Source organism: Psychrobacter sp. 1U2, assembly GCF_051847575.1.
On sequence record NZ_JBPYDC010000496.1, the window covers coordinates 1 to 1,024 of the forward strand.

The window sequence follows — 1,024 nt, forward strand, 5'->3', positions numbered from 1 at the left end:
GCAGGTGTACACAAATAAGTTATTTGAGTCAGATCAGTATTAACATTGGCAATCGTATCATCCTGCACTTCATTTAACGAAGCATCCTCAGTCGCGACGACGGTATCACTAGGGTCTGCTGGATCAGCTGACATTGGTACTGACTCTTCAGCGTTGATGCTATCCTCTAGGCTCGGCTCTGGCTCTTGCTGCTGCTGACAAGCACTGATGCTAATCGCACTAGCGAGTAAACCTGTCATCAAAGCCGTCATACGTAATTGTTTTAATTGTCCTAGATTCATCATTGTCTCCCAGATTGTTATGGTAAATACTATAGCGTGTCCGCCTATATTCGCCTATGTTGAATTTGTAAACAGTCATGACAAATTATCAAAATTCTTATTTGATAATCATACGGGCCTATCCATAGCCTACGTTAGGTAGCCAATGTTTTTGCATAAAAATACCTATCGCTGCTAACAGGGATAGGTAATTAAAATACGCAATTAGGTATAATTTTTGGTGTTAGATTTTTCCATGGCATTGTTTATATTTTAGACTAGAACCACAAGGACAAGGCGCGTTACGGCTGATATTCATACCGGCATACGGGTTTGGTTCAGCGTCACTTGCATTATCAGGAATACTGACTCCTGCACTTACGCCTGCTGCTACGCCTCCAGCAAGATTGACACGCACCTGACCGTTTGCCCGTTCACCTTGGTTTTGAGGGCGCGGCGTTGGTTGCGGTTCACCTGATAAGTTATCGACATCGTTATGCTCGAACTGCATTTTCATGCGCTCAGCATCTGCACGTTGCTGCGCTTCTAGTGCTTCTAACTCTTCTTTAGTTGGAATATGGACACGTGATAGATCTTGCACTGTCTCTGATTTGATAGCACCTAGCATCATCTGAAACAGCTCAAAGGACTCACGCTTATATTCTTGCTCAGGGTTCTTTTGTGCATAGCCACGCAAGTGAATGCCTTTACGTAGCTGATCCATCTGTGTTAAATGCTCTTTCCAATGCTTATCAAGGCTTTGG

Annotated in this window: 1 protein-coding gene and 1 pseudogene; both read right to left on the reverse strand. The window is 43.6% G+C overall.

What is annotated here, in order from left to right:
• Nucleotides 1-284: pseudogene (locus ACS8FD_RS16835) on the reverse strand (hypothetical protein); the annotation flags it as partial.
• A gap of 220 nt (nt 285-504) precedes the next feature.
• Nucleotides 505-1,024: SEC-C metal-binding domain-containing protein (locus tag ACS8FD_RS16840; RefSeq protein ID WP_439276687.1), on the reverse strand; the 520-nt coding region annotated here is incomplete at its 5' end.